The following is a 21,684-nucleotide window of genomic DNA, read 5'->3' on the forward strand; positions in this document are numbered from 1 at the left end:
AGGACGGTTGCCCCATGCGAAAGACTCTCAAGATGCTGTTGGCCGCAACGCTTCTAGCGGCTACCGCCGGTTGCGGTTCGGACACGGACGCAGAGCCGAGCCCCAGCCAGAGCGGCGCGAACCATGCGAAAGCTTCGGAAACGAAGAGCACCGATGCCGCAACTTCCAAGAACGAGGCGGAAGAGCAACCGACCACCACCGGGAAGGACGCCCCGGGAGTGGTGCGCTCCACGCCATCGGGCCAACCGTATGTGCCGGCCACCAATGAGCGGCCAGCCTCCGGCGTTCCCGTTCCGAAAATCTCTGATGACACCCGCAAGAACACGGCGGCCGGCAGACTCGCCACCATCGAATACTACTTCGCAGCCAGCGATTACCTCTATGAGACCGGTGGGGCCGCACCCATGAACTTTATTGTCCATCCAAACTGTGCGGACTGCTTCAAGGTTTTTGAGGAAATTATTGAGCACTACAAAGCAGGTGGCTGGTTGATTCCGGGACAATACGAGGTCAACTCCGCCGCGGCCACGCAGAAGAAGAATGAGGAGGTGCACCAGGTCTACGAGGTCCGCGTACAGACTAAGGAGTACTACTCCAAACTGGGTGGGGTCAGTACCGGAAAAGATGGGAAGCAGCGTATTCCGGGGACACTGCGGGGAGAGCAGGTCGAAGGTGCAGGAATGATCAAGGACTGGGTGTTTTTGGTCGTCTTTGACGAGCAGGACCGCCAGAATTATCTGATCGGGTGGCTGGTGGAAGAGAGCGAACCATTCGAGGATGAAGAATCTCAGCCCGAGGACGGGAACCAAATAGCATGAGGGAGCCGGCCCGGTGTGGGCCGACTCCCTCATGACACAGCACTTAGGCGGTGAGGCTGCTTAGATGCCGGGCAGGGTGGATTCCCATTCGCCGGTCACCAAGTAGCTGACCTTGCGGGCCACGGACACGGCGTGGTCGCCGTACCGCTCGAAGTAACGGGAGGCTAGGGTGCAGTCCACGGTGCTTGGAGCATCGGCGTCCCAGGACGGGTCGGCGATGGCCGCGAAGACGGAGGAGTGCAGCTCGTTCAGCTCCATGTTGTCCTTGACGATCTGCTTGGCCAGATCCAATTCGCGGGACTCAAGGAGCGCGGTGACGTTCTGTGCCATGGAGATGCACAGCTGGGCCATCCGCTTGAAAGTTGGGGCGATGGAAGCTGGAGCGACGTTCTCCGGGTAACGGAGACGGGCTAGCTGGGAGATGTGGCGGGCCAGATCACCCATCCGCTCGAGCGAGGAGGACATGCGCAAGGCCGCAACAACGGTGCGCAGGTCGGTAGCGACTGGACCCTGGAGGGCCAACAGTTCAATGGCTTTTTCATCGAGGGCCAACTGGAGGAAATCGATGCGGGCATCGTCGGCAATAACACGCTCGGCCAGCTCAAGGTCGGCTTCGTCGAACGATTCGTAAGCCCGCTCCATGGCGGTCGAAACCAGCTGAGAAATTTCTACGAGCTGGTCACCGAGTGCTTCCAGGTCGGCTTGGAAAATTTTGCGCACCGGCAGTCCTTTCAACATGACGTTCAGCGATCACCTTTTCAGTACTGTCTTAATGATTACCACCGCAAAGATGAACATTTGGTAAAGACCGCGCTCAAACAGTGAAAAACACGGAAAACTCACGGTTTTCCGGGGAAATACTGGCCGCGGCAGCAAAACGGGACACTAAGCTAGTGAACGTGGAACCAGTGACTCTTGCGACGGTGACAGGCCTGATCGGTCTGGTGATGGGTGTTGCCGCCATGCTTGCGTTTCGCTCCTCAGAGCGCTCCCGGCTGACCGGCATTGATGTGGAGGAGCCCACCCTGCCAGAAGGTGTGGCCGAGATTCTCTCCGTCATCGGCCGGGCCTACATGGTGGTGGACACGGTCGATGGTGTGGTGCGAGCCAACCCTGCCGCATACGCCTTCGGGCTGGTGCGTGGTCATACCGTGGTGCACAAGGAGATCCTGGCGATGACCGCCCAAGTCCGCAGGGACGGGGTGATCCTAGAACGACAATATGAACTGTCTAGGGGACCACTGAATCAGGGATCGTTAGTCTTGGCGCTGCGGGTTGCCCCGGTGGGGGACGAGTACATCCTGCTGCTGGCCGATGACCGCACCGAACTGGTCCGCACCGAGGCGATCCGCAACGACTTTGTGGCCAACGTGTCGCACGAGCTGAAAACCCCAGTGGGAGCCATCTCCCTGTTGGCCGAGGCCCTCGAAGACGCCGCCGATGACCCGGCAGCGGTGCAACGCTTCGCCTCGCGCACACAGAAAGAAGCCAAACGGCTGGCCGCCTTGGTGCAAGACATCATCGAGCTGTCCCGACTCCAGGGCGCGGACGTGATCACCGAGGGTGAGAACGTGAACTTGAACGCCGTGATCGCCGAAGCGATTGACCGGAACAAGTTGCCGGCCGAGAACAAGAACATCAAGGTGGTGTGTGGCGGCAAGATCGAGGGTCTGGTCTACGGTGACCGAGACCTGTTGATGACCGCCTTCCGAAACCTGATTGACAATGCGATCCGTTACTCCGGGCCTGGCACCCGCATCGGCATCGGCCTGAAAGTGCGCGATGGGGTAGCCACCATCACGGTCACGGACCAAGGCCCCGGCATCAACCCGGAAGAGCAGGACCGGATCTTCGAACGCTTCTACCGGGTTGACTCCGCCCGCTCCCGGCACACCGGTGGTACGGGTCTGGGCCTGTCGATCGTCAAACACGTCATCACCAATCACGGTGGGGAAATCACCGTGTGGTCGCAATCCGGTCAAGGATCCACCTTCACGGTCCGATTGCCGCTGGTCGATGAGGAACCAGAATCGCAAATCCGGGTGGATGATAAAGAATTCGGCGAGTATGCCGGCGAGGAAGAACCAGTGGCCCAGCCTCGGCCGCTGACCTCGGAAATGCCCATGTTGGCACCACGACCGGCTGTGGCAAAGCCGAGTAAGAAGGCCGCGCAGTTATCCCGCGGCACCCAATTCACTACCGATGAAGATCATTAAGGAGTCGGCACTGTGACCAGGATTCTGGTTGTTGAAGATGAGGATTCGATTGCGGATCCATTGGAGTACCTCCTGACGAAGGAAGGGTACGAAGTGCAGGTCGTCGACAACGGCCTTGACGCCGTGGCCGAGTTTGATCGGGCCGGTGCCGACCTAGTGCTGCTGGACCTGATGCTGCCGGGCCAATCCGGGACCGAAGTGTGTCGACAGATTCGTCAGCGCTCCATGGTCCCGGTGATCATGCTTACGGCCAAGGATGCGGAGATCGACAAGGTTGTTGGCCTCGAACTCGGCGCAGACGACTACGTGACCAAGCCGTACTCCTCCCGTGAGCTGGTAGCGCGGATCCGTGCTGTGCTGCGCCGGCAGGCAGAACCCGAAGAACTCATCAGCTCCACTGTGACCGCAGGGCCGGTCCGCATGGATGTAGAACGCCACCACGTGACCGTCAACGGGGAGCCAGTGCAGCTGCCGTTGAAGGAATTCGAGTTGTTGGAGATGCTGCTGCGCAATGCGGGACGAGTCCTCACCCGCGGCCAGCTCATTGACCGGGTCTGGGGCTCCGACTACGTCGGGGACACCAAGACGCTGGATGTGCACGTGAAACGTTTGCGCTCGAAGATCGAACCGGAGCCATCGGCACCGCAATACTTGGTGACTGTACGCGGCCTCGGGTACAAGTTCGAAGGCTAGTTTCCGGCCAGTTCAGACACGGGTGTCCGTTAAAACGGTGGTTCAGCGGCTGCTGAAGTCTCCGACTGATAGGCCTGCCACGCTAACGGGTCCAACGGTTTGTAAGCCTTGGTGAGCGTGGGTGTTGCGCTGTCGCCAAGGCTGAACTCTAGGACGCCGTCACCGAGCTCAGGGCGTGGATACACTGTGAACCATCCAGCGGTTTTGCCGCGATGATGTTCCGGACACAGGCTGGCCATGGTGCCGTAGCCGGTGGCGCCGCCCTCGGCCCAGGGGTGCACATGATCCAGCTCCGCCGAGGTGGCTGGTTGTCGGCACCCCGGATAGCGGCAAATACGGTCCCGGTAGTGGATCAGTTGCCGAACTTTGCGCGGCAACCGGTAGCTGCGCCGACCGACGCCCAACGGGTAGCCGGTGAAGGGGTTCGTGAGGATCCCGTGAAAGAGACTGGCCCGGCCCAAAAACTCTGCTGCTTCAGCGGTGTTGAGCCGGTGGTCGGAACCGAGGATCTGTGCGGTGGCGCCCGAGGAGAGGACACCGGTAGGGAAGCGGCCGTCCCGCTCGGATCTTGGCTGGCCGTAGAAGAGTCGATTTCGTTCGGACTGGGCGTAGAGATCTGGGAAGTGTTGCTGCAGGAAAGAAAGCCGTTCAGGATCGAGGAAACCACCTAGGTTGATGGCTTGTTCCAACGTCAGTTCCAAGATGACACTGACCTCCGGGCCCTGCGCGAGGGGTGCGGGCCGGTTTGTGCTCGCTGAGGTTTTGTCGATATCGGCAGACCGAGTCAGGAGCGTATCCACGAGTACGTCTGCCTCGAGTTGGGCTGGTGTCCGGTCGGCCGCTACACGTGCGCTTCTAAGCTGTTGCGCGCGCTGCGTCAGCGCTGCTTGGATCAGCGCGCCGTGACCGGCGCTGATCTTAGCTGAAAGAAAAGCCATCCCGTCCTCGGCCGGGGTAATGCGCACATGACGGGTCTTGGCCGCCATCGTTTGCCGATCACTGGCGGGGAGGGGGTCATGCTCGTCACGCAATTGCCTGGCCTGCTGCTGGAGCTCACCTTCTTCGAGGTCTTGCTGACTCAGTTCGGCTAGACGAGTGCCCAAGCGGAACTGTGCTTCCTGGACGGACTGGACGGCCTGAGCATATTCTCTCGGCTGCCATGGGGTGCCGTCGGCTTTCTGGGTCCGTTCGGGCAGCGGGATTGACAGTAGTTGTCCGCCGAGGAACTGTGCCGTGGAAACGGTGATGGCCCCGGCCTCTAACTGAAGCAGTAGGGAAGGGGCGTGCTGGTGGAGGATAACGCTGAGCTGAATGAGCTGCCGGACTACAGCTCTACGCAGGGTACCGTGCTGCAGCATGGCAGCTTCAATTTTCCGGCGCAGCTTTCCCCGGTCCTTTTCCAACGCGACCTGAGTGAGAACTGTGCGATCTAGGCGGTGGCCCTCGGCCTCGGCTAGTGTCGCGCTCTTGCGATAGATGCGCTGCAGTTGGTGAGCGAACAAATAACTCTGCAGCTGTTGTTCGGCGTCGAGGAACCACGGCGCTTCGGCGGCGGGAGCATCATTGGCGTCGTGGATTGCTGCGATGCAGGCTTGCAGGTCTAGGGGAGCGTGGGTGCCACGGGTTGGTTCTAGCACTCGTTGCGTCACGATCTCTCCTTTCCGCTGCAGTTCGAGCTGGTGGCAGCACTGTAGCGGGCCCAAGACCCTTAGGGGCTAGGGACGGAAAGGGGTGCACTGGAAGAAGGGTTCGGCGTGCCCGGCTGTGGAGGACCGTTTGGTGGCAGCAAAAAGCGGGTGGGGTTGAGCCTACGTTGTTGGGCCCGACCCCACCCGCTCAAAGCAAGTGGTGAGAACTCTTTTAGTTCGTTGGTGGGTTGCTTGGGGCGTGATCGTGCTCCAAGTGATCCACGATGTCGGTTGGGCGCTCGCCCGGAACCAGATCCGCGTACTCTTCGAGGGCCGAAGACAGGACTGGGACGTTCAGGTCCTCGGTGGTGCCGTTGACGGTCACTTTCACTGGAATCAGGGAGCCTGGCTCGCCGGAGGACGGAACGGTCAGTTCTTCGTCTTCAAGGTTGGTGGCCTGGTTGGCAGGGACCTGGGCGGAAACTTCACCGGAGTCAACCTTCAAGGTCACGGACAGCTGCTGGCTGGTTTCGTTGCCGACAACACCAATGACGCGGGCTTCGGCGTCTTTATCATCGGCGATAAAGGCGATGTTGCGCAGCTTGGCATCTCCGATGTCGGCGACGACGCCGTCGGAGGGGGAGTACTCCTTGGTGGTGGCTTGCTCGTTGATTGCAGCACAGCTGGTGGTGCCGAGCAGGACAGCCAGAGCGGCGGCGGATGCGAAGGCCCGCTTGCCACGTGCCGGGACAAACTTCACGATGGAAACTCCTCGAGTAGAAACAAAGCGCAAGTGTTAACAAGAAGATTAGCGCATCACGGCGTGCAGGTCATAGCCGGTGACTCGCCGTGGCTGTGGGGTAGCGGAGAAGAGTGCGGAACATATTGGGCGCGTTATTATCATCGAGATGGCTACGCTGTCAGCCTACAAAGCCCGTGTTGCTTGTGATTTGTGATAAACTCGAAGCCGGAAAAGGGAGATATAAACATATGGTTTTTGAGGTTGGCGAGACGGTAGTTTACCCTCACCACGGCGCTGCACGGATCGAAGAGATTAAGACTCGCGTGATCAAGGGCGAAGAGAAAATGTATCTCAAGCTCAAAGTTGCACAAGGTGATCTGACCATCGAAGTCCCTGCAGAGAATGTCGACCTCGTCGGTGTTCGCGATGTGGTGGACGCTGAAGGTCTGGAAGAAGTTTTGGACGTGCTACGTGCAGACTTCGTTGAAGAACAGACCAACTGGTCCCGTCGTTACAAGGCCAATCTGGAGAAGCTCGCCTCCGGTGATGTCATCAAGGTTGCCGAAGTTGTTCGCGATCTATGGCACCGTGAAAATGACCGCGGCCTCTCCGCCGGTGAGAAGCGGATGCTGGCCAAGGCTCGCCAGATCATGACTTCCGAATTGGCTCTGGCCAAGGACGTGACTGAAGAACAGGCCGAAGCACGGGTTGACGAAATTTTGACCCAGTCAGCACAGAAGGCTGCCGCGAAGGCTGATACGGAAGCCGCGAAGTAGTAGCGGAGAACTTCCGCCAAGATTTTTGATTCGCCCGGGACTGACCAGCAATGGTTGGCCCGGGCGTTTTGTTGCCTAGATGCTACCGGTGTGCGCTAGCCGCGGCGGAACAGACGCTGGTGCCAACCAAACAGGTAGCCGGTGCCGGTGAGACCGCCCAGCATCACGACGATGCCGGCCACGATGCCGGCGATTTCCCTGCCGCCAAGTGGGCAGCGTCCACCGGCCTCTTTCTCGGGGCATTCGGACCAGGGCGCGATGTAGCCCAAGAGGGCAAGAGCGGCGCCTAGGAAGATGGCGGCCAGCGCGAAGTTGACCCAAACGGTCTCGGGGATGTCGCGAAGTCGGTCCAGCATGGTTCTCAGTTTATCGTGCCGGCCAGAGGCGAGCGGGCCGCACCCCAGAAACGGCTCCGCCCGAACCAGCTGTAGTGGCTGGCCCGGGCGGAACGCGGACTCTGAAGGTGCAATGCCTAGGTTCTAGGAGTTGTGCTTAGTCGTCCGATGCCTCAGCGCCGTTGATGCGCTGGCTGATGCTGACCGGAGTCGGGTTGGCGAAGACATCCAATAGCGGGCAGTGCGCGTCGACGGTTTCTTGGAGTTCACGGTAGCGTTCGGCTGACTCTGGGCCGGTGATATTGACGACCAAGCGGACATCGCTGAACCCGGGGCGGACCTGCTCATCGAGCCCGAACAGTCCTTTCACGTTCAGATCGCCCTCGGCCTGAATCTGAATGTCATCGACTTGGATGCCCAGCTGGTGAGCGTAGAGCCGGTACACAATCTGCTGGCAGGCAGCTAGGGCGCCGAGCGCGTATTCGACCGGGGCGGCCCCGGCGTCATCGCCGGCCAAACCGGCCGGTTCGTCGATCAGGAACGAGTGCTTACCGGCACGGATATCCGTGGCGATGGCGCCCACAGACTTGGCGTTGATGGCGAATGTGAGGTTGGCGTGCTCTGGATTGCTCTCGAGCTTGCCGGACCACTGCTGGCCAACGTCGTTGAGGCGTTGGCTGCGAACTTCGTTGAGGTTCTCGGTGGCGAGGAGAGTGTTGACGGACATTCGATGCTTCCTTAATGCGTCGTGGCGCTGGCCGTGAGCGCGGCGCCATACTTACGTCCCGCCTTGTGGCGGGCGTCGAATCGTCACCTGGGGCACCCCACTATGGCAAGGGGGTTGCCGTCCAACCGGCCAGGGCCATTCGTGCCGCATAAGCGTCACTTCTTGAGGTTGGAACTCGTGATTCTTGCTCTCCACTGTGCTGGATCTGTGCGGGCACTTCAATTTGGGCGTCATCTAAGGACATATCGGGTTGGCTAGAAAAAGAACCCGAAATGCCCGTATTGTTGATATGGCAACAATCTTTGGGAGTTGATAGCTGTGGCCGAGAAACCAGTTCTACAGATCATTATTGGCAGCACCCGACCAAACCGAGTATGCGGTGCTGTTGCCCAGTGGTTTATCGACAGGGCCCGCCAGGATGGTCAGTTCGATGTTCAAGTCACCGACCTGCGTGAGCTAGACCTGCCGATGATGGATGAGCCGAATCACCCACGCCTGCAGGATTACCAGCACGAGCACACCAAGGCTTGGTCTAAAACGATCGAGGCTTCGGACGCCATCGTGTATGTGATGCCCGAGTACAACTTCACGTTTACGGCTCCGGTGAAGAACTCGTTGGACTACCTGTTCAACGAGTGGGCGAACAAGGCTTTCGGAATGGTCAACTACGGTGGCGTCTCCGGTGGCCTGCGTGCAGCTCAAGCACTGAAGCCGGTGGCCAGCGCACTGCAGATGGTGACCATGCCGGACTTTGTCACCGTGCCGATGGTGGCCCAGCACATCGAAGACGGCAAGCTGAATCCGACAGACATTATGAATGATTCCGCCGACGCGTTGCTCAATCACATGGCCTCGTTGACGGTGGACCTGATGGCCCGCCGCAAACGGTTGGCCGAAGAAGCCGATCAGTAGGCGTTCTTCCCCTTGACTGGCTGTGCTGGGGCTTTAACCCTGATCGAGCTCCAGCACAGCTTTAACTGTGGTGCCTGCGCTCGTGTCCGCGATGGCCTGCTCTAAGTCGTCAAAGGCGTAGGTCTTGACGAGCTTCTCCAGCGGGAAGCGGCCCTGGCGGTGCAGTTCTAGAATCGTCGGGATCAACTGGGTGGAGGTACTGCCGCCGCCCAGGACCCCGATGACCCGTTGGCCCCAGAGGGTTCGGAAGTGATCGAGCCGGAAGCTGGCTTCGGCAGGGGCACCCCCGATAAGTACGAGGCTGCCGAGCATCGCCACGGCCTCGGCCGCCTGCTCGATGACGCCGATCACCCCGGTGCAGTCCAGCACGGCGTCGGCCCCGTTGGGGCAGATCTTCAGGATTTCTTCCACCAGGTTGGTGTTGCCCGAGTTGATGATGTGGGTGGCGCCGAGTTCGTGGGCGAGCCGAAGCCGGTCATCGGACAGGTCCGCCGCGATGATGGTCGTTGCTGGGGTGTTCACGGCAGCCATGATGGCACCGAGCCCGACGGCGCCGGCCCCGATGACGACGATGGCAGCCCCGGGTTCTGGGCGGACCGAGTTGAAGACGGCACCGGCCCCGGTGGTGATGCCGCAGCCCAGCGGTGCGGCCAGTGCAAGGTCGACCTCGGAATCTACCTTGACCAGGGAGCTGGCATGGACCAGCGAGTGGGTGGCGAAAGAGGACTGGCCGAAGAAGTGACCGTTGATGGGCTTACCGTCATCCCGGCTGTACCCGGAGGTGCCGGCACCCGGCTCGCGCAGCCGGTGACCCCCGACAAGGGCTTCCCCGATGTGGAGGCAGTAGCGGTGTTCACCGGCGATGCAGTTGCGGCAGGCCCCGCAGTAGGGCCAGCCCAAGACGACCCGGTCTCCGATCGCAAAATCGGTGACCCCATCCCCGACGGCCTCGATGACGCCGGCACCCTCGTGCCCTAAAATCCCGGGAAGCTCGTAAGGCATGTTCCCCGCTTGAGTGTTCATGTCTGTGTGGCAGACGCCCACTGCAAGGTTGCGCACGAGCACCTCACCGGGGACCGGGTCTGCGAGCTCTACCGTGTCACGGCTGAACGGGGCGTTGGTTTCTTCAACAATGTAGGCATCAATCTTCATGGCGGCACTCCTGATCCCGAGGATTCGCTGGGTCGTGTTGCTCGAAACTGTGGGGGCACTGAAGCCCCTGCCTCGAACCTAACACCGGTGCCGTCAGGATGTATAGGGATCAGCGCATACGGTAGTACTCGGTGAGCAGCGCGAGGCCTTCGTCGATGGAGACGGCAGGACGCCAGCGAAGCACCTGTTGGGTACGGCGCTGATCAAACCAGTGGGCCGTGGAGAGTTGTTCGGCTAGGAACTTGGTCAGCGGCGGCTCATCGTCACGGTCTTTTCCACCGGCAACGGGCAGTTCCCAGATGCGCTCGATGACGGCGCCGGCGACTTTCGCCAACCCGGCCGGCAGGTGCAATCGCGGCTCCGGGGAGCCACCGGCGCGGGCCAGTCCGCGGATCAATTCCCCGATGGGGCGGGGCTCTGCGTTGGTGACGACGAGGGCTTCGCCGTGCGTGTGATCGACGGCGTGAATGGCCGCGAGCACGGCGTCGACAGCGTTGCTGGTGTAGAGGGTGTCCACCAGAGCCGCACCCGGACCGAGCACGGGCATCCGCCCCTGGCGGGAGCGGTCGACGATGCGCTGGGTCAGCTGGGTGTCGCCCGGGCCCCACATGAGATGGGGACGCAGGGCCAGGACCCGGAAGTGCGGGCTGTCCGCACCGAGGGCAATGAGTTCTCCGGCGGCCTTGGTGCGGGCGTAATGCCCGCGAGCCGCCGCCGGGTCAGCTGGGCCGGCACCCTCGCCGATGATGGAGTTGCCGGCATGCGCGACCGAGGGCGAAGAAATCTGAATGAAGCGTTCGACCCCGGCGTCTTGGGCGGCGGTGACGACGTTGCGGGTGCCTTCGACGTTGACTTGGTCGTATTCGTGGGCCGGACCGGAGACGGAAACTTTGGCGGCGATGTGCACCACGGTGTCACAGCCGGCCACGGCGGCGCGCACGGCGGCAGGGTCGGTGACGGAACCTTCGATGTCTGTGGCCCCAGCCACCCCGGAAGGTCGGCGTTGCAGGGTCACAACCTGGAGGTTGCGTTCCACCAGCTCACGGGCAACACCGGCGCCGAGGAGCCCGGAGGCTCCGGTGACCAGAACCTTGTGCAGCGGCCCGACTGGACGGGGCTGAGTGCTCATGGTCGACCTACTTTGCCGCCGGCGAGGATGCCATCGGCCCAGACAGCCAGCCGGGGCCGGTTGATCTTTGACTGGTGCCGGATGTCCACCGGGACCGAATCCGTAACCAGTACTGCAGCGACCGGGATCGGGGCCGCCGCGGCACGGACCTGTGCAGCAAGCTCGGTGGGTGCTACCCCACGTTTGAGTCGCTTCAGACCGGGGCCGGTTGCCGGTTCGATGACTGCTACGACGGCTTGGGTGCCGGCCGGGCCGACCCCCACGATGGCGCTTCGGGCCACGGCGTGGAGGGCATCAATGCGCGCTTCGGGTCCGCCTGGGGCCACTGGCCCGTCGGCGGTGGTGACGACGTGCTGGAGGCGGCCTTCAATCCATAGCCGGCCGTCCGCATCGAGGTGGCCGATGTCTTCGGTTCGGTGCCATTCCAGTCCGTCCACCGTGTCACGGCGGGAGCGGGCATCGGTGTACCAGAGTCGGTCGTAGCCGGCCTTCATGTGCGGGGCGGAAATCACGACTTCGCCAAGGACTCCGGCGGCCTCAGGGCCTTCCAACAATTTGGTGCTGGCGCTGCCATCAGGATTCAGTGGGGCGATGACCATTCGTACCGGTGATACGGGGCGTCCGACGCAGACGCCGTCTTCGGTCCCGGTGGCATTCAGCTCGGTGATGGCGGCGGCATCGATGTCGGCTAGCAACAGCGACTCGGTCATCCCGTACGGGGAGTGGAAGTCCGCGCCGGTGAACAATTTGCCGACCTCGGCCACCAGGTCAGGGTGGACTGGGGCTCCGGCGGAGAGCACCAGCTCAATGCCAGCAAGGGTGTTACGTTGCGCGGGGGAGAGCTGGTCTGCGGTGGCGACCACGTTGCGCAAGGCGGCGGGGGAGGCAAACACCATGGTGGCGTTGGCGGCTGCGGCGGCGTCGGCAACTTTGACCGCGGTGAGCGTCGCCGGTTTGGTGACGTCCATGTCCGGGGTCGTGGAGGTTGCGCCGATCGCCGGGCCGAGCAAGGCAAACGGGGCGAATCCGGCCAGCAGTGAGGACCCGGGACGGACATTGAATACATCGCGCAGCAGCCGGGTGAGGTTGGCTAGCCGTCCCTGGGTATACATGACGCCCTTGGCCGGTCCCGTGGAACCGGAGGTGAACAGGATCGCTGCCGGGTCATCCTTGGTTGGTGCGGGACCGTCGTAGCGTTGACCATCGTGGGCTGCGATGAGCTGATAGATGCTGGTTTCGACCTTCAACGCGGCAGCGCCGAGGCGGGGCAAGGTTGTGACGGAGATGCGTCGGCCGGGCCAATTCTGGGCGCGGGCTACGGATAACCCGGGTGTTTCACCGATGATCCAGTCCGGGCGTGCTGCCCGAACTGCGCGGGTCATTCCGGCGATGCCCAAGCCGGCATCGGCCACCACACCGACTGCTCCGAGGCGCAGACAGGCGTACAGGATGGCGGTGAGGTCGCGGCCCGGCGGCACCAGCAGCGAGATGCGGTCTCCGGGGCGCAAGCCATGGTCGTACAGGCCGCTGGCGATGGCGTTCACCACTGCGGAAAGCCGGGACCAGCTGACGCGACCGGCAGTGCGTCCTGCCATATCCACCAGTGCCGTGTCCGACTTATCCGCCCATGTGTCGAGGAAGTGCCACAGCGGTGGTGCTTCTTCGGTGGTGTCGCCAGCGGGTGTGCGGGATGGCTTGGTGCCGGTGACGACTTGTTCCGCCCACAACAGGATTGGGGCAGTGATGTCGGCGTCTTCGGGAAGCAGGTGGCCTGCTTTTTCGAAGCGGTGCAGGTCCGCAGCCGGTAGGCGGTCGAGCAAGTCGGCCAGATAGCGGTCCAAGAAGACCGGGTCTTTCGGGCCCCACAGAATCAGGGCCGGTTTGCCGGTACGACCGTAGGCGGCAATGTCTTCTCCGATGCGCTGAAGCTCTGGGTAAGACCCGTGGGCCGGGTCAACGGGGATGTCTGCGACGAAGCCGCCAATGCCGCCACGTTGTTCGGCGCTCCAGTACGGTGCGTGGAAAGCCTGCCGGACGTCTGGGTCCAAGGCGGGGTTGCCGAGTCCGGTCGTGACGCGCAAGAAGGCGTCTGTCAGCACGGTGGAACCGGGCAGCAGCGGGCCGGCGAGGGCGGCCTGCAAGGGGGCAGGGATCGGCTGATCGGCCTGATGATGGACGGCGGTGTTCAGCGTCATGATGCCGCTGACGAGGTCCGCGTTGCGGGTTGCCCACCCTAAGGAAATGACGCCACCCCAGTCGTGCCCCAACGTGAGCAGCGGTTGACCCGCGGCAGCATCCCGGTCAAGTCCCAGGTGACGGACCAACGCATCCAGGTCGGTAATCCGTCCGGTGAGGGTACGGTAGCCCCGATCGGTGCTAACACCGGGCTGTTGAGCTGAAGCCGGGACGGGAAGGCCTGCATGAGCCAAGCGCTCGGAATAACCCATGTCCAGTTGATCGGGGGCCACGAGGCGCCAGATGGGGCCAGTGTATTCCGGGTCAGCGGCGTTGGCGAGGGTGGCGGTGGCCAAACTGCGCCAGAGATAAGACCACGTGGGGTTACCGTGCACCGCCAAGATCGTGCCGGTCGGGGTGCGGCCGAGTTTGGCCAAAGCGGGTGCCGTATCGAGGACGTGGAAGGTGTGCGAACCGTCCTCACCCAACACCGTGACGAGTTGACTCCAAGCCGGGTCCCAACCCGGTAAGACTTCCGGGTCAGGCAGGGTAGCGGGGCTAGCTGGAATGTGGGTGCTAGGCAGCTGCATGGTTCCTTACTACCAGAGGATTTCCAACATGGCGGTGTTCAAGCCGGAGCCGACGCCCAAACAGAGGACACGGTCACCGGCGGAAAGAGAATCGGCCTCGCGCGCCAACGTGATGGGCAAAGACGCTGGTCCCACGTTGCCAAGCATGGGGAAGGTCAGCGGGAAGCGCTCGCGGTCCAACTTGGCAGACTCAACAATGGCGTTGGTGTGAAGCTGGGACACCTGGTGAGTGACGTAGCGGTCCATCGAACCCCATTGCCAGTCGTCGGGGACATCCCGCCACGCATCCATGACCAGTTCCAACCCGTTCTCCAGCAGGCCTGCAGAATCGGTGAACATGCCCTTGTGGTCACCCACGCACAGGGCGTGGTGCTCGGTCCCGGAGCGGGTGATCCCCCGCAGAATACGGTGGCCTTCCGGGTGCTGATCGGTACGACCAATGACGGCCGCGGCGGCACCGGATCCCAGTGTGAGGGAAGCGAACTGCTCCATAAAGTTGTCCCGGGTCACGGTATCGCTGTGGAGGTTCGCGATGGTGGCTTCCTGGACCTTGACCGAATCTTCACCGGCGACCACGACGGCGTAGTCGAGCTGACCGGCATCAACGAGTGTGGCGGCCAAGTCCATCCCGTTGACGAAGGCGAGACAGGCGTTGGTGATGTCAAAGTTGGTGGTCGAAGATGGCAAACCCATCTCGTGGTGGATCCGGACGGCGACAGATGGCTCAAGCGTCTCGCGGGTCACAGAGGTGTTGACCATCAGGCCCACTTGTTCTGGTTTGATACCGGCTTTGGCTAGTGCTTGGCGGCCGGCTTCGGCAGCTGCCTCTTGGAATTGGCCGGGGCGCTCCCAGTTACGTCGGGCCTCGACACCGGCGACGCGCTGGAGCAGGCCGCGTGGCAAACGTAGGCGTTTCAGGACCGTCGCGAGACGGTCGTCAATCTCATCTGAGGTCACCAAGATTGGTGCTTCGACTTCCACCACTGACAGCAGGGAGGCGTTGGTGTGATGAGAAACAGCGTTGCCGTGCACTATGGGGTCTGGTCCGTTCGTGTCTGTCACTCAAGCCGCAACTTGAGTCATGATCCGGGTAGTGGCGGCTTCATGCCACCAGCGTTCAAGAATATCGCAAACCACCCATTCAGGGTTATTCATGAGTCGGCGAGCATTCATGAGCTTGTGGTAAGTAGCAAACCAAACATTGAGGATGTCAGAAGTTCCTGAAGAAAAACTGGGTGTGGGCGAGTTGGATAAGGTGGATCACGTGCGTACTTCGCTTTTGATCGTGGCTGCAGGTTCCGGAACCCGCTTGGGGTATGGGATGCCGAAAGCTGCTGTGCCTCTAGGCGGCAGCACCATACTGGAGCAGTGCTTGGCCAGAATCCCCCTGACGGCGTTCTCTCAAGTCGTGCTGATTGTCCCGGCGGACAGCCCGGAGCTGGCCGAAACCGGTCGCTATTTTGCAGAACAGAATCCCGATGCTGACATCGTAGTCACCACGGGCGGAAAAACGAGGGCTCAATCCGTCGCCAACGGGATGGCAAAGGTGACCGAGGGAACCGATGCCGTGCTGATCCACGATGCCGCACGACCGCTCACCCCAGCGGGTTGTTTCGAGCGGGTAAAGACTGCGCTGGCTGCCTCTGCTGACGGTGTTGTGACTGCGTTGCCGGTGGTGGACACCATCAAGGAAGTCGCAGCGGATACGGTGAAGCGAACCGTTGACCGTTCAAATCTCGTGGCGGTGCAAACCCCGCAAGGATTTTCCGTTGCGGCTTTGCAGGAGGCGCAACAGCATCTGACGACGTTGTCACCGGTCGAGGCGGAGTCCATTACTGATGAAGCCATGTTGTTGGAACGGGCCGGAAAGATCGTCAAAACGGTGTCCGGTTCGGCGTTAGCCCTAAAAATCACGACGGCCGCTGATCTGCATCTGGCGGAACTGCTACTGACCGACTTGAATTCGCCTAAGGAGAGCACCCCATGACCGGACCAATAAGCTCAGAACCGAACCGGATTATCCTGCCGCGTACCGGTATTGGCACCGATGTGCACGCTTTCGCGCCGGCCGATGAACTACGAGAATTGTGGGTCGCCGGATTGCACTGGCCCGGCGAACAGGGACTGTCCGGCCACTCGGACGGGGATCTGGTGGCACATGCCGCGTGCGATGCGCTCTTTAGCGCTGCCGGGATCGGCGATCTCGGTGCCCACTTTGGCGTTGACCGGCCCGAACTAAAAGATGCTTCCGGGGCGGACTTGCTGGCGGAAGCGGCGCGGCTGGTTAGGGCTGAAGGGTTCGAGATCGGGAACATCGCCGTTCAGATGATGGGCAACCGCCCTAAGATCGGCAAGCGTCGCGCGGAAGCAGAACAGGTGCTTTCGGAAGCGGCCGGAGCGCCGGTCAGTGTCTCCGGTACCACCAGTGATGGGTTGGGCTTTCCCGGCAATAACGAAGGTCTCTTCGCGGTGGCGACGGCGCTGATCTACCCTGTGCAGGAGTCCGTGTAAATTCACGGAAGTTCGGCAGTTGTGACGGTGTGCTGCCGCCCGGTTCCAGCACTGATCGGCGAACCGGTAATCTAATAGGTGTGGGACTAAGATTTTATGACACCAAAAGCGCCAGTATCCGTGACTTTGAGCCCCTGACACCGGGCCAGGTTCGCTTGTACTACTGTGGCGCCACGGTGCAAGGCAAACCGCACGTGGGACATGTGCGCAGCGCCATCGTGTTCGACATTCTGGTGCGCTGGCTAGAATACCGTGGTTTCGACGTGCTTTCGGTCCGCAACGTCACCGACATCGATGACAAGATTCTGGAAAAATCAGCCGCCTCCTACGAACCCGACTTCACCCCGGAGGTCGACTACCCGGCCCAAGAACCATGGTTCGTGCTGGCTTACCGGTTTGAACAAGAATTCCACCGCGCGTACGACGCGCTCGGGGTACGCCGGCCAAGCTACGAGCCGCGCGCGACCGGCCACATCCCAGAGATGCACGAGCTGATCCAGCGTCTGATCGATGCCGGTCACGCCTACCGGGCGCTCGACGGGTCCGCTGACGTGTACTTTGACGTGCGTTCGTGGAACCGGTACGGGGAGCTGACTCGCCAGAGCGCCGACGACATGCAAGGTGCCGCCGACGCTGATCCGCGCGGTAAGAAGGACCCCCGTGACTTCGCTCTCTGGAAAGCGGTGAAGGAATCCGAGCCGTTGACGGCTTCGTGGGACTCCCCGTGGGGACGCGGCCGCCCAGGCTGGCATATCGAATGCTCAGCCATGGCCACCAAGTACTTGGGCGGGCACTTCGACATTCACGGTGGCGGGTTGGACCTGCGTTTCCCACACCACGAAAACGAACTGGCCCAGTCCTGCGCGGCGGGGGATGATTTCGCGAACTTCTGGATGCACAACGGCATGGTCACCTACGAAGGTGAAAAGATGTCGAAATCCATCGGGAACACGATCTCCCCGGATGAGATGCTCTCCATGGCCCGCGCCAAGGTTGTACGTTTCTTCCTCGGCCAAGCCCACTACCGGTCCATGTTGGACTACCGGCCCACATCGCTGGAGGAAGCCGGCAACGCGGTGGAACGCATTGAGACCTTCATTGACCGGGCTAACGCGGTCGCGGACAAACTCACCGACATCGTCCTGACCGACGAGGTCCCGGAGGCCTTCGGTGCCGCCATGGACGATGACCTGAACGTGCCCCAAGCACTCGCGGTGCTACACGCCACCGTCACGGCCGGGAATACAGCCCTGGCCAACGGGGATGATGAGAGCGCGTTGCAGGCTCTCGGGCAGGTCCAGGCGATGGTCGAGGTGCTCGGTCTGACCGATGCGGATACCGCCGACGCTGCGGGCGATGACGAGTTGCTCGGTGCCCTCCTAGATTCGTTGCTGGTGGAGCGTGCGCAGGCTCGGGAAAATAAAGACTGGAACCGCGCCGATGAAATCCGGGACCAGCTGGCCGGGGTCGGTATCCAGATCGAAGACGGCCCCGACGGTGCCACCTGGTCTCGCAAAGACTGATATTTAGCTTTCTATTTTCAAGGATTTTTTGATGGCAAAACCACACCACAGCCCAGGGGCCGTGCGGAAGACCAAGCGGGGCAAAACCGTGGGCTCCGGCGGCAAGGGCAAACGCGCGCTTGCAGGCAAGGGACCGACCCCGAAGGCCGAAGACCGGGTCTATCACAAGGCTTACAAAGCGAAGCAATTGGCCGAGCGTTCGGCGGCAAAGCGAACCCGCCGCAACGTAAAAAACACTGACGACCTCGTGAGCGGACGTAACTCCGTGCTCGAGGCACTGGAATCACAAATCCCAGCCAAGCACCTGTACGTGGCAACGGGGTTGGACATGGATGACCGGGTGCGCAAGATTCTGCGCCTGGCTGCGGAGAACTCCGTACCGGTGGTGGAAGCGTCCAAACCGCAGTTGGACAAGAACACCAACGACGCGGTGCACCAAGGCGTCGTGCTGCAGATCCACCCGTATGAGTACCCGGACGCGGTCGAGCTGGTTGAGAAGAGCGTCAACGACTACCGTCGCGGCTACACCAAGCACAAACCACTGTTTGTCGCACTAGACGGCATCACCGACCCGCGGAACCTTGGTGCCATCATCCGCGCCGCATCGGCGTTCAACGCGGCCGGCGTCATCATCCCCGAACGCCGCTCGGTCGGAATGACAGCCTCAGCGTGGAAGACCTCCGCCGGTGCAGCCACCCGAGTCCCAGTGGCCAAGGCCAAGAACCTCACCCAAGCCTTGAAATCCATCAAGGACGCAGGCGTGTACGTTCTTGGTTTGGACGGCGGCGGTGACGTCGAGCTGCCGGGCTTAGAACTGGCAACCGAACCGTTGTGCATCGTGGTTGGTGCGGAAGGCAGGGGCCTGTCCCGACTGGTCGGGGAGACCTGCGACCAGATCGTGTCCATCCCGATTAGCTCGGAACTTGAATCCCTCAACGCCTCCATGGCTGTGGGCATTACCTTGTACGAGATCGCATCGCTGCGTTCAAACTGGCGCGCCTCATAGGTTTCATGCGTCACGCCTTCCTCGACCGAGCCCGACCGTACCCATTCGGCCTCACCCGCCAGGCCGGCGTCGGCCCGACAATCCCGGCCCCGGCGAACATGGCAGTCTACGCGCCCGCGGGGGAGAAGTGGGTTGTCCATGTGCTGCACCCGGACGGCCGCCGAACCCGGCACCCACTGAACAACCGGCAATACGATGTCCATTTTGGGATCATCCCGGACGTGGTCGACGGGACACGCTACGCGCTATCGCGTGCCGACTCGGAAGAACTGATCCTCGACCCCTACGCACCCGCAGTGGTGGAGAGCAACGGTGAGTATTGGGGCAGCTACGTTGAGCATAGTTTCGATTGGCGTCGGGATACACGGCTTGGCACACCGAAACGCAAGACCGTGATCTACGAGGCCCACGTCAAAGGCTTGACGAAACTGCACCCGGATATCCCGGAACGACTGCGCGGCACCTATGCCGGGTTGGCCCACCCGGTGATGCTGGACTATCTCCTAGAACTAGGTGTGACTGCTGTTCAGCTGCTGCCTGTGCATCACTCGATCGATGAACCGCATCTGGTTGAGAACGGACTGACTAATTACTGGGGTTACAACACCCTGAACTACTTCAGCCCGGATCCCGGTTACGCGACGGAGGCCGCGCGTAAGGCCGGCCCATCGGCCATTGCCGTGGAGTTCAAAGAGATGGTGCGCAGCTTGCACGCCGCAGGGTTAGAGGTCTACCTGGATGTGGTGTACAACCACACGGCTGAAGGCGGCCAAGACCAAGAAACCTATTCGTGGCGAGCCTTGGGCGACGACGTCTACTACGTCAAAGACCAAGACGGAAACTACGTGAACTCCACGGGCACCGGCAACACCGTGAACTTCGCGCACCCGCGTGTGGTGCAATGGGCCATGGATTCGCTGCGGCACTGGGTCTCCGAATTCCACATCGACGGGTTCCGGTTCGATTTGGCGGTCACCATGGGCCGGGACTCCAAACACAGGTTTAACCCACGCCACCCATTCTTTGTGGCCGTCACCCAAGACCCGGTGCTGGCCGGGGTGAAAATGATTGCCGAGCCGTGGGACCTAGGTCCTGGCGGCTGGCAGACCGGGAATTTCCCGCCGGGTTGGTCTGACTGGAACGACCATTTCCGGGACACCATGCGCGACTTTTGGGTGGCTGATCGCGGCCGGATCGATTCCGGGGCCACCGGCGGGGACTTGGGACGGTTGGCACAGGCGCTGTCCGGCTCAAACGATATCTTCAATGCCAGTTTCCGTGGCCCGTTCGCCCCGGTGAACTTCGTGACCGCGCACGACGGGTTCACCCTGAAGGACCTCGTCTCCTACAACTACAAACACAACGAGCTCAACAAAGAGCACAACCGTGACGGGGCGGATTATTCGCGCTCGTACAACCACGGGGTGGAAGGTCCGTCTGAGGACCCGGATGTGTGGGGCCAACGACTCAAGACGGCGAAGAATCTGATGAGTGCGCTGTTGATTTCCTCGGGCATCCCCATGATCTGCGCGGGGGACGAAGTCTTGCGCACCCAGCGCGGGAACAACAACGCTTACTCCCAGGATAATGAGATCTCCTGGCTGGACTGGTCGGCGCGTACCGAGCAACAGGAACAGATGTTCCAACTCACCAGGCATCTCATCCAGCTTCGAAAGACCCTGCTGGAGGGAACCCTGCAGCTGGAAGATCAAACCGAGCTGCACAAGATCTTCAATCAGCGCTGGTTCAACGCGCACGGCGAAGAAATGAGCCAAGAGGATTGGTGGGATACCCAACGACGAACCATGCAGTTGATGATGAGCGGCGAACTCGACTCTACCGTGCTGGTCGTTTTCAACGGGAGCCCGGACCGTCAACTGATCACGGTGCCGGTGTGTGCGATGGCACCGGGGAATTCGTATCGGCTCGTCGCGTCCACTTCAAAACACGGGGACCAGCGTCGTGGGGCCGTCATCACCGCGGGCAAACGCGAAAGCATTGAACCCTTCTCGACCGCGATCTTCCGCTGCGAAGGCTAGAACAGCTGTCACAACCAGCCATTGTCGGTTGCGATGCGTGCGGCCTCAGAGCGGTTACGTGCTTGCGTTTTGGTCATGATTGAGGAGATGTGGTTCCGCACGGTGCCGGCCGACAGATGAACCTGTGCGGCAATTTCATCGATGCTGCAGCCGGAAGCGGCGGCACGCAGCACCTCCGTTTCACGTTCGGTCAACGGGGACGGGCCCACACTCAACGATTCCACCGCCAAGCTCGGGTCAACCACACGTTTGCCCGCATGGACTTGCCGCACAGCTTCGGCTAGTTCTTCCGCGGGTGCGTCTTTGACCATGAAGCCATCTGCCCCGGCAGCCAGAGCGCGCGCCACGTATCCGGGTCTGCCGAAAGTGGTCAACATCAACACTTTGGTGTCCGGGAAACGCTGTTTTAGTTGGCGGCAGGCGGCCAGTCCATCCAGGACCGGCATTTCGACATCTAGCAGCACCACATCTACGGGGCTCCCCGCGGCATTTTGTTCTTCAACTGCTGTCAGACACTCTTGCCCGTTGGCCGTTTCTGCGACGATGTGCAGGTCGCCTTCAAGTCCCAGTAGCGCAGCCAAGGCGCCCCGCACCATGGCTTGGTCGTCGGTCAGCATCACTCTGATCATGCTTCTGCTCCGATCCGGTATTCGACACTCCAACCCTCGTCCGGCTTCTCCGGGTCTTTCGGCCCGGCACTGAGTACCCCGGT

At 61.6% G+C, this 21,684-nt stretch carries 20 protein-coding genes and 1 riboswitch; of the genes, 10 read left to right on the plus strand and 10 right to left on the minus strand.

What is annotated here, in order from left to right:
* The first annotated feature begins 14 nt into the window (after positions 1–14).
* Complete coding sequence (locus ACFFFR_RS07815) at positions 15–818, plus strand: DUF6318 family protein (RefSeq protein WP_377459329.1); 804 nt, start codon at positions 15–17, stop codon at positions 816–818.
* A gap of 60 nt (positions 819–878) precedes the next feature.
* Here the strand turns inward: ACFFFR_RS07815 and phoU are convergent, their stop codons facing one another.
* Positions 879–1,538, minus strand: coding sequence for a phosphate signaling complex protein PhoU (gene phoU / locus ACFFFR_RS07820; RefSeq protein ID WP_377459386.1), 660 nt, complete (start codon positions 1,536–1,538; stop codon positions 879–881).
* A gap of 179 nt (positions 1,539–1,717) precedes the next feature.
* Here phoU and ACFFFR_RS07825 point away from each other — a divergent pair, with 179 nt between their 5' ends.
* On the plus strand, positions 1,718–3,034 hold the full coding sequence (locus ACFFFR_RS07825) for a sensor histidine kinase (protein ID WP_377459331.1): 1,317 nt from the start codon (positions 1,718–1,720) through the stop codon (positions 3,032–3,034).
* A 12-nt stretch (positions 3,035–3,046) separates the two neighbouring features.
* The gene (locus ACFFFR_RS07830; protein WP_377459332.1) at positions 3,047–3,727 is read left to right on the plus strand and encodes a winged helix-turn-helix domain-containing protein; all 681 of its coding nucleotides are present in this window, start codon (positions 3,047–3,049) and stop codon (positions 3,725–3,727) included.
* Between the two features lie 29 nt (positions 3,728–3,756).
* Here ACFFFR_RS07830 and ACFFFR_RS07835 read toward each other — a convergent pair whose 3' ends face one another.
* A complete protein-coding gene (locus tag ACFFFR_RS07835; protein WP_377459334.1) occupies positions 3,757–5,376 on the minus strand; it encodes an HNH endonuclease in 1,620 nt (539 codons plus the stop codon).
* 211 nt (positions 5,377–5,587) lie between these two features.
* Positions 5,588–6,115 (minus strand): hypothetical protein, encoded by a 528-nt coding sequence (locus ACFFFR_RS07840; RefSeq protein WP_377459336.1) that lies wholly within the window; start codon positions 6,113–6,115, stop codon positions 5,588–5,590.
* A 230-nt stretch (positions 6,116–6,345) separates the two neighbouring features.
* Between ACFFFR_RS07840 and ACFFFR_RS07845 the strand changes: the two genes are divergently transcribed.
* Entirely contained in the window at positions 6,346–6,873 is a 528-nt protein-coding gene (locus ACFFFR_RS07845) for a CarD family transcriptional regulator (RefSeq protein ID WP_377459337.1), read from the plus strand.
* A 95-nt stretch (positions 6,874–6,968) separates the two neighbouring features.
* Here ACFFFR_RS07845 and ACFFFR_RS07850 read toward each other — a convergent pair whose 3' ends face one another.
* A complete protein-coding gene (locus tag ACFFFR_RS07850) occupies positions 6,969–7,229 on the minus strand; it encodes a hypothetical protein (RefSeq protein WP_377459339.1) in 261 nt (86 codons plus the stop codon).
* A gap of 136 nt (positions 7,230–7,365) precedes the next feature.
* Positions 7,366–7,935 (minus strand): OsmC family protein, encoded by a 570-nt coding sequence (locus ACFFFR_RS07855; protein WP_377459341.1) that lies wholly within the window; start codon positions 7,933–7,935, stop codon positions 7,366–7,368.
* Between the two features lie 42 nt (positions 7,936–7,977).
* A riboswitch (SAM riboswitch) is annotated at positions 7,978–8,118 on the minus strand.
* Between the two features lie 135 nt (positions 8,119–8,253).
* Between ACFFFR_RS07855 and ACFFFR_RS07860 the strand changes: the two genes are divergently transcribed.
* On the plus strand, positions 8,254–8,847 hold the full coding sequence (locus ACFFFR_RS07860; RefSeq protein WP_377459343.1) for an NADPH-dependent FMN reductase: 594 nt from the start codon (positions 8,254–8,256) through the stop codon (positions 8,845–8,847).
* Between the two features lie 33 nt (positions 8,848–8,880).
* On the opposite strand, the gene ACFFFR_RS07865 is transcribed toward ACFFFR_RS07860, so the two are convergent.
* The 4 genes from ACFFFR_RS07865 to ACFFFR_RS07880 all read right to left on the minus strand — a co-directional run bounded on the left by ACFFFR_RS07865 (position 8,881) and on the right by ACFFFR_RS07880 (position 14,925).
* Positions 8,881–9,999: an NAD(P)-dependent alcohol dehydrogenase gene (locus ACFFFR_RS07865; protein WP_377459345.1), complete on the minus strand. Its 1,119-nt coding sequence runs from the start codon at positions 9,997–9,999 to the stop codon at positions 8,881–8,883.
* Between the two features lie 109 nt (positions 10,000–10,108).
* Positions 10,109–11,128, minus strand: a complete 1,020-nt coding sequence (locus ACFFFR_RS07870; protein WP_377459347.1) for an NAD-dependent epimerase/dehydratase family protein — start codon at positions 11,126–11,128, stop codon at positions 10,109–10,111.
* The gene (locus tag ACFFFR_RS07875) at positions 11,125–13,893 is read right to left on the minus strand and encodes an alpha/beta fold hydrolase (protein ID WP_377459348.1); all 2,769 of its coding nucleotides are present in this window, start codon (positions 13,891–13,893) and stop codon (positions 11,125–11,127) included. Before ACFFFR_RS07875 ends, ACFFFR_RS07870 begins: the two co-directional genes overlap by 4 nt.
* Before the next feature lie 9 nt (positions 13,894–13,902).
* Positions 13,903–14,925: a 3-oxoacyl-ACP synthase III gene (locus ACFFFR_RS07880; RefSeq protein WP_377459387.1), complete on the minus strand. Its 1,023-nt coding sequence runs from the start codon at positions 14,923–14,925 to the stop codon at positions 13,903–13,905.
* A 232-nt stretch (positions 14,926–15,157) separates the two neighbouring features.
* Between ACFFFR_RS07880 and ispD the strand changes: the two genes are divergently transcribed.
* From ispD to glgX, 5 genes are all read left to right on the plus strand, one after another.
* Positions 15,158–15,880: a 2-C-methyl-D-erythritol 4-phosphate cytidylyltransferase gene (gene ispD, locus ACFFFR_RS07885; RefSeq protein WP_377459350.1), complete on the plus strand. Its 723-nt coding sequence runs from the start codon at positions 15,158–15,160 to the stop codon at positions 15,878–15,880.
* Positions 15,877–16,404 carry a 2-C-methyl-D-erythritol 2,4-cyclodiphosphate synthase gene (gene ispF, locus ACFFFR_RS07890; RefSeq protein WP_377459351.1) on the plus strand — a complete coding sequence of 176 codons (528 nt, stop codon included), beginning with the start codon at positions 15,877–15,879 and terminating at the stop codon, positions 16,402–16,404. Before ispD ends, ispF begins: the two co-directional genes overlap by 4 nt.
* 80 nt (positions 16,405–16,484) lie before the next feature.
* Positions 16,485–17,927, plus strand: a complete 1,443-nt coding sequence (gene cysS, locus ACFFFR_RS07895; RefSeq protein WP_377459352.1) for a cysteine--tRNA ligase — start codon at positions 16,485–16,487, stop codon at positions 17,925–17,927.
* A 31-nt stretch (positions 17,928–17,958) separates the two neighbouring features.
* Positions 17,959–18,933 (plus strand): 23S rRNA (guanosine(2251)-2'-O)-methyltransferase RlmB, encoded by a 975-nt coding sequence (gene rlmB / locus ACFFFR_RS07900; RefSeq protein ID WP_377459354.1) that lies wholly within the window; start codon positions 17,959–17,961, stop codon positions 18,931–18,933.
* A gap of 5 nt (positions 18,934–18,938) precedes the next feature.
* On the plus strand, positions 18,939–20,972 hold the full coding sequence (glgX, locus tag ACFFFR_RS07905) for a glycogen debranching protein GlgX (RefSeq protein WP_377459355.1): 2,034 nt from the start codon (positions 18,939–18,941) through the stop codon (positions 20,970–20,972).
* A gap of 8 nt (positions 20,973–20,980) precedes the next feature.
* Here glgX and ACFFFR_RS07910 read toward each other — a convergent pair whose 3' ends face one another.
* Positions 20,981–21,601, minus strand: coding sequence for a response regulator (locus ACFFFR_RS07910; RefSeq protein WP_377459357.1), 621 nt, complete (start codon positions 21,599–21,601; stop codon positions 20,981–20,983).
* Between the last annotated feature and the right edge of the window lie 83 nt (positions 21,602–21,684).

Source organism: Micrococcoides hystricis (assembly GCF_042434215.1).
In the GTDB taxonomy this organism is placed as follows: Bacteria; Actinomycetota; Actinomycetes; order Actinomycetales; family Micrococcaceae; genus Micrococcoides; species Micrococcoides hystricis.